General features: G+C 63.7%; 6 protein-coding genes. 2 read left to right on the top strand and 4 right to left on the bottom strand.

The window, feature by feature from the left end; all coding sequences use genetic code 11:
* The coding region (xrtH, locus tag ACDELDRAFT_RS17210) for an exosortase H (RefSeq protein ID WP_081470162.1) at window positions 1-573 on the bottom strand (573 nt) is incomplete at its 3' end.
* A 348-nt stretch (window positions 574-921) separates the two neighbouring features.
* Here xrtH and ACDELDRAFT_RS17205 point away from each other — a divergent pair.
* Entirely contained in the window at window positions 922-2,265 is a 1,344-nt protein-coding gene (locus ACDELDRAFT_RS17205; RefSeq protein ID WP_005799213.1) for a type II toxin-antitoxin system HipA family toxin, read from the top strand.
* Window positions 2,266-2,279: 14 nt separating this feature from the next.
* A complete protein-coding gene (locus ACDELDRAFT_RS17200) occupies window positions 2,280-2,612 on the top strand; it encodes a helix-turn-helix domain-containing protein (RefSeq protein WP_005799212.1) in 333 nt (110 codons plus the stop codon).
* A gap of 235 nt (window positions 2,613-2,847) precedes the next feature.
* On the opposite strand, the gene htpG is transcribed toward ACDELDRAFT_RS17200, so the two are convergent.
* From htpG to ACDELDRAFT_RS17185, 3 genes are all read right to left on the bottom strand, one after another.
* Window positions 2,848-4,821 (bottom strand): molecular chaperone HtpG, encoded by a 1,974-nt coding sequence (gene htpG / locus ACDELDRAFT_RS17195; RefSeq protein ID WP_005799211.1) that lies wholly within the window; start codon window positions 4,819-4,821, stop codon window positions 2,848-2,850.
* A gap of 196 nt (window positions 4,822-5,017) precedes the next feature.
* Window positions 5,018-5,953, bottom strand: coding sequence for a hypothetical protein (locus ACDELDRAFT_RS17190; protein ID WP_005799210.1), 936 nt, complete (start codon window positions 5,951-5,953; stop codon window positions 5,018-5,020).
* Window positions 5,954-6,078: 125 nt separating this feature from the next.
* Entirely contained in the window at window positions 6,079-6,888 is an 810-nt protein-coding gene (locus tag ACDELDRAFT_RS17185) for a pseudouridine synthase (RefSeq protein ID WP_198403260.1), read from the bottom strand.

The raw sequence follows: 6,888 nt of genomic DNA, 5'->3' as shown, positions 1-6,888 counted from the left end.
AGCGGGCGGCAGGGCGGGCGGGGGTGCATCCGGGGGCGGCACGCGCGAGCGCTCGCCAGCGCGCACCCACAACAGCCACACCACCAGCACGTCGAGCATGATCAGGCCCTGCCAAAGGTATTCGTGGGCGAAATTGAACACGGTGGTGCTCCACTGCCCCAGGTAGAACAGGCTGATCACCCGCACCACATTGAGCCCCTGCACGGCCGCAAACCCCGCCACCAGCCCCAGAAGCTTGTGGCGCCAGCGCTCCGGAAAGGCGACGATGGCGGCAAACAGCACGATGCAGGCCTCGATGCCGTTGCAGCCTGGCTCGATGGACACGCCAAACCCGGTCTGGGTGTTCCACAGCACTTTGCCGGCGGCGGCCGCGCTGGCATCGAACCATGTGACCAGCCCCGCGCACACCCGCGCGAGCAGTGCCGTCCAGGGAAGCACCAGGTGCTGCTGCACCCAGTTGAGCATGTTGATGCCAAACAGCGTGAGCTGCAGGGCCAGAAAAATCAGAAAGAAACGCAGCATTGCAAGAAAAGCGATGATCCAGGTGGCGGACGCGAGCGCAGAGAAAGCCAGGGTCGGACAGGATCGCCGCGCCCAGGCCCTTCAGGGGCGAAGCGGGCATTTTCCCGCAGGCCAGGCCGAAATGGCCCCGGCCTCTCGAATCGGCGATCGTTACCCATTTGGCGGCAATGCGCAACCAACTTATGGCACGCCCTGCCATGCGCGGCTGGCGCGGTGGGGCCGTGCGCACGCCCGAGGCAGGTGCCCCAAAGAAAAGCCCCGGCTGCCTGCGCGCTAGGCGTTGGCCTAAAGTGTTGATGGAGTTGGTTGTAAGCCACAGCAGGGCTCCGAATTACTTGCACAGTTATCTATCACATATATAAAGCTATCTGGCTTCAATAGTGATATAATTCTGTGCAAATGAATTCGAGCTGCACCCTCCAACTGTTTGCCAACAGCGCTTGGTGCGACGTGGGCAGCGTAAGCCTGCTGGGCCCTGAAGCACAAGGCTGGCGCAGCAAGACGTATACCGGCTACTCGGTGGAGTGGGCCATCGAGCACGGCGGAGCGCGAGACGCTCATGCCTTTGCCTGTCGCTTCCCAGTGGGGCTCCAAGCGTTCGAGCATCCGCACTGGCCCGTTTTCCTTATCGATATGTTGCCGCAGGGCTTTGGGCGAGAAGAGCTTCTCCGCAGACTGGGGCTATCTGTAACGGCAGGGGAAAGCGTGGACTGGCGGCTGCTGCTCGCGGGTGCGGGCAACTCGGTAGGAAACCTGCGCGTGAAGGAGGCCGCGAGCTGGCTAGCCGCGAATGCGGGTCCGCTACGGGGCTTCACGGACGATGAGGTGGCCGAACGGGGAGACGACTTCGCTGAGTTCCTGGCCTCGCACGGCCTGTTCGTGGCTGGCTCTTCTGGGGTACAGGGCGAATGGCCCAAGATTTTGCTCACGAGAGCAGAGGATGGGCTGCTGTACCTGGACCACACACTTGCGGATGCGCGGGCGCGGGAGCACTACATCGTCAAGTTCGGGCGGGGCAGCAACGAGGCTCTTGCGTCCATCCTGCGGCATGAAGCCCCTTATATGGCTTTGGCACGAATGCTGGGGCTTCGCGTGCATGCGGACCTCGTACTGCTCAAGCGAGCGCTTTTCATCCCCCGGTTCGACCGCCAAGTGACGGGCGGGGGTGTTCTTCGCCTGGGACAAGAGAGCATTGGGACGTTGACGGGCAACCCTGGCTTCGATGCGGTGCCCAGCCACGACGAAGTGTGCCGGCAGCTGCTGCGGCAATGCACCCACCCCCTTACGGAAGTGCTTGAGTACATCAAGCGGGATGTGGCCAACCTGGCTCTGGGGAACAAAGACAACCACGCAAGAAACACCGCAGTCCAGCGCGACTTCAGTGGCGGTATCCGCCTGACACCCCTCTACGACTTCGCGCCGATGTACCTCCACCCTGACGGAATCGCCCGTCGCATCCGATGGGAGGGCAACGACAGCAGCGCTCCAGACTGGAACAGGGTCATCGACAAGGTGTGTGAGATTGCGCAGACCCTGAGGGAAGAAAAGCGGTTGCCGTCCGCGCAGAAAAAAGCGTTGCGCGAGGTGTGCCGACCGGCATTGGTTGAAGGCTTGCGCCCGATGGCTGAGCCTCTGAAAAAGATTGCAGCCCACGGCACTGACTTCGGCTTGGAACCGGCGGTGCACGCTCACCTCAAGCTCGGAATCGAGGCGCAAGCCCAGCGATTGACCGCGCTGAACTGAACTGGATGCCGACCATGGACAAGCGATACGAAACCTTGACCCTGCCTCAGCAGCTGGAACTGCGTAAGAAGGCTATCAACGACGTGCTGGCGAATCCGCAATGGAGCCTGGCACAGGCCGTGCGCCATCTGAAGAAGACGATGCATCTCACTACTGCAGAACTGGCTAAGTTGGCGGGAATATCTTTTCGCACGCTGCAAGACATTGAGCGCGAGAAAAGCGAGGGAACGGTCCAGACAATGAACCGGGTCTTCGGCGTGCTCGGACTCAAGCTCGGTGTAGTCCGCGTGTCGCACAACGACGAGTTTCGTGCCGCGTCGGCCCCCGAGTCCGCGCAGGAAGCCTGAAGACGGGGCGTAGTCCGTCGAACCGCCAAGCTTCTCAGGTACTGGAGAAATTTCCGGCAGGAAAAAGCCCTCTGAACCTTTCCGGTTCAGAGGGCGAATCAGGTGCCGAGTTGGCAGACGTCAACACTTTAAGCCAACGCCTAGGCCTGCGCGACCGGGGCCTGGGGTAATGCTATCAACCCAATAGCGCCTGACGCTTTACCAGAAAGCGCCAGAGGCCAATTTCTGCTGGAATTTATGCCAGCAACGCATTCACGCGCTTGACGTAGGCGGCCGGGTCGTCCGGCAGGCCGCCTTCGGCCAGCAGGGCCTGGTCGAACAGGATGTGCGCCAGGTCGTGGAAGTGCACGCTGCCGTCGAGCTTCTTCACCAGCGGGTGCTCGGCGTTCACCTCCAGCACGGGCTTGGTCTCGGGGGCCTTCTGGCCGGCCTGCTTGAGCATGCGGGCGAGCTGGGTGCTCATGCCGTCGTCCTGCACCACCAGGCAGGCGGGCGAATCGACCAGGCGGGTGGTCACGCGCACGTCCTCGGCCTTGTCCTTCAGCGCTTCCTTGAGCTTGGCCAGCACCGGCTTGAAGGCTTCGGCGGCCTCTTCGGCGGCCTTCTTCTCGGCCTCGTCCTGCAGCTTGCCCAGGTCCACGGCGCCCTTGGCCACGCTTTGCAGCGGCGTGCCGTCGAAGTCGTGCAGGTAGTTCAGCGCCCACTCGTCCACACGGTCGGTCATGAGCAGCACCTCGATGCCCTTCTTCTTGAAGACCTCGAGCTGCGGACTGTTCTTGGCGGCGGCCAGGCTGTCGGCGGTGATGTAGTAGATGGCCTCCTGGCCTTCCTTCATGCGCGCCTTGTAATCGGCGAAGCCCACGCTCACGCTGTCGCTGGCGGTGCTGGCAAAGCGCAGCAGCTTGGCCAGGCGCTCGCGGTTGCCAAAGTCTTCGCCCAGGCCTTCCTTGAGCACGGCGCCGAACTCGGCGTAGAACGCCGTGTACTTGCCTTCCTTGGCCTTGTCGTCGGCGTCCACCACGTCGGTCACGCCGTCGTCGCCGGCCGTGGCTTCATGCTTGTCGTGCTTGGCTAGGTCTTCGAGCATGCTGAGCACGCGCTTGGTGCTGCCTTCGCGGATGGCGCGCACATCGCGGCTTTCCTGCAGCAGCTCGCGACTCACGTTCAGCGGCAGGTCGGCCGAGTCGATCACGCCCTTCACAAAGCGCAGGTAGCTGGGCATCAGCGCCTCGGCGTCGTCCATGATGAAGACGCGCTTGACGTACAGCTTGACGCCGGCCTTCTTGTCGCGGTTCCACAGATCGAACGGAGCCTTGGCCGGGATGTACAGCAGCTGCGTGTATTCGGTGTTGCCTTCCACGCGGTTGTGCGCCCAGGTCAGCGGGGCCTCGTGGTCGTGGCTGATGGTCTTGTAGAACTCGGCGTACTGTTCTTCGGTGATGTCTTTCTTGGGGCGTGTCCACAGGGCGCTGGCCTTGTTCACCGTTTCCCATTCGCCGGTCTTGACCATGCCGCCGGGCTGGCGGCCGCCGTTCTCGTCGCCCGGGTTGATGAGTTCGCCGTCTTTCCACTCTTCCTTTTCCATCAGGATGGGCAGGCTGATGTGGTCGGAATACTTGCCGATCACCGACTTGAGCTTCCAGGCGCTCAGGTACTCGTCGGCGTCGTCGCGCAGGTGCAGGATGACGCTGGTGCCGCGCGCGGGGCGGGTGATGGTTTCGACCTCGAAGTCACCGGCGCCGCCGCTCACCCAGCGCACGCCCTCGTCGGCCTTGAGGCCCGCACGGCGCGATTCGACGGTGATCTTGTCGGCCACGATGAAGCCCGAGTAGAACCCCACGCCGAACTGGCCGATGAGTTGGGCGTCCTGCTTCTGGTCGCCCGTGAGCTTGCCCATGAAGTCCTTGGTGCCGCTCTTGGCGATGGTGCCCAGGTGGTCGATGGCCTCCTGCGCGCTCATGCCGATGCCGTTGTCCTGGATGGTGAGCGTGCGGGCGTCCTTGTCGAAGCTCACGCGCACTTCGAGGTTGGGCGCGTCTTCGTACAGAGCGTTGTTGTTCAGCGCCTCGAAGCGCAGCTTGTCGCAGGCGTCGGAAGCATTGGAGATCAGTTCGCGCAGGAAGATTTCCTGGTTGGAATAGAGCGAATGGGTGACCAGGTGCAGCAGTTGGGCAACTTCGGCCTGAAAGGACAGGGTTTGTTTGCTCATGGTGGTTTTTCTCAAGGGTGGAATCAAAAAAATGCGCGGCTGGGCGCAGGCCTGCGCCAGCCAAGACCGGCACGCGACAGTTATGGGCACGGTGCCAGGGTTTCAAGCCCCCCGGCGCCTGCGCAGCGTCTGGACGACTTTCAAGCAGGGGGCTCCGCCCCACAGGGCGCTGGGCCGGAGGAGCCCAAGGAGGGGATCAGCCCTCGGCCGTGATGCGTTGCACCAGCGCCTGAAGCACCTGATCGGCCTTGTCGTTGGGCACCTGGCAGGTGCCGGCCGCGGCATGGCCTCCGCCGCCGAACTCGAGCATCAGGTTGCCGATGTGGGCCCGGCTGCCGCGGTTGAGGATGGATTTGCCCGCGGCCAGTGCCGTATTCTGTTTTTTCAGCCCCCACACCACATGGATCGATACCGTGGACTCGGGGAACAGCGCATACACCATGAAGCGGTTGGTGGCCCAGATGGTTTCCTCGTCGCGCAGATCCAGCACCACCAGGTTGTCGATGCAGATGCCGCAATGCAGGATCTGCTCGCGGGCCTTGCTGGCGTGTTCGTTGTAGAGCGCCACGCGCTCCTGCACGTCGGGCAGCGCCAGAATTTCTTCGATCGTGTGGTCGCGGCAATACTGGATGAGGTCCATCATCAGCGCGTAGTTGCTGATGCGGAAATCCTTGAAGCGCCCCAGCCCTGTGCGCGAATCCATGAGGTAGTTGAGCAGCACCCAGCCCTGGGGGTTGAGGATGTCCTCGCGCGAATACTGGGCCGAATCCGCCTGGTCCACCGCCGCCATCATCTCCTCGGTGACGCGCGGGAAGGTTGCCTTGCCGCCGTAGTGGTTGTAGACCACGCGCGCTGCCGAGGGGGCATTGGCCTCGATGATGTGATTGATATCGCGCCGCCCGGCGTTGCGCACGGTCTCGGATTCGTGGTGATCGAACACCAGATGCGCGCCCGGCACATAGGGCAGGTTGGTCGTGATGTCGCGGGCGGTGATGGCCACCTTGCCGTCCTGCATGTCCTTGGGGTGCACGAAGGTGATCTCGTCAATGAGATTCAGTTCGTTGAGCAGCACGGCGCAGACCAGCCCGTCGAAGTCGCTGCGGGTCACCAGGCGGTATTTCACATCGCTCACAAGTTCTCCTTGTTGTTCGGCAAACCGCACGATGGTAGCGGCGCGGGTGCGCGACGGGGCCGCCGTCCGCGAGGAAAAGGCGGCCGTTCAGCCGTACCGGGCCTCCGCCGGGGGCCGCGCAGGGCTCAGAACTGCTCGTGGGGCCCCAGGTAACGCCACTGGCCCACGGGCAGATTGCCCAGGGTCACCCGCCCTATGCGAATGCGTTTGAGCCCCACCACGCGCAGGCCCACCAGTTCGCACATGCGGCGGATCTGCCGCTTCTTGCCTTCGGTGAGCACAAAGCGCAGTTGCTCGGGGTTCTGCCACTCCACCCGGGCGGGCTTGAGCGCCTGGCCGTCGAGCGACAGGCCATGGCACAGGCGCGCAAGCTGCTGCGCCGGAAACACGGCCTGCACGTTGGTGGCCACGTCGCCGTATTGCACGCGCACGAGGTATTCCTTGTCCATCGACGAGTCTTCGCCAATGATCTGCCGCGCCACGCGGCCGTCCTGCGTGAGCACCAATAGCCCCACCGAATCGATGTCGAGCCGGCCGGCAGGCGCCAGCCCCCGCAGCTGCGGGGGCGAAAAACGGTTGCGGCTGGGATCCTCGCGCCAGTGGGTGCGGGGGTTGATCAGGGCCACGGCCGGGGTGTGCCCGTCTTCGGCCTGGCCGCTCACGTAACCCATGGGCTTGTGCAGCAGGATGGTGACGCGCTGCTCCTGAAAACCCTGTGCCTTTTTGTCGACCTCGATGCGGTCGGTGGCGTGGACCTGCAGCCCCATGGGCGCCACCTGGCCATTGACCTTGACCCAGCCCTGCGCAATCCAGTCATCGGCCTCGCGCCGCGAGCACATGCCCAGCTCGGCCATGCGCTTGTTCAGGCGCGAGGTGCCTGGCGCACCTGCAGTGCCCGCGGCGGCGGCAACCGGCCGGGCGGGTGGCTGGCGCAC

Source organism: Acidovorax delafieldii 2AN (genome assembly GCF_000175235.1).
Lineage (GTDB): Bacteria > Pseudomonadota > Gammaproteobacteria > Burkholderiales > Burkholderiaceae_C > Acidovorax > Acidovorax delafieldii_B.
This window is presented reverse-complemented; position numbering and strand designations above follow the sequence as displayed.

Bases quoted from the DNA above. Each gene is read 5' to 3' on its own strand.
- ACDELDRAFT_RS17205 (WP_005799213.1), top strand. From the start codon at position 922: ATGAATTCGAGCTGCACCCTCCAACTGTTTGCCAACAGCGCTTGGTGC.
- ACDELDRAFT_RS17200 (WP_005799212.1), top strand. From the start codon at position 2,280: ATGGACAAGCGATACGAAACCTTGACCCTGCCTCAGCAGCTGGAACTG.
- htpG (WP_005799211.1), bottom strand. From the start codon at position 4,821: ATGAGCAAACAAACCCTGTCCTTTCAGGCCGAAGTTGCCCAACTGCTG.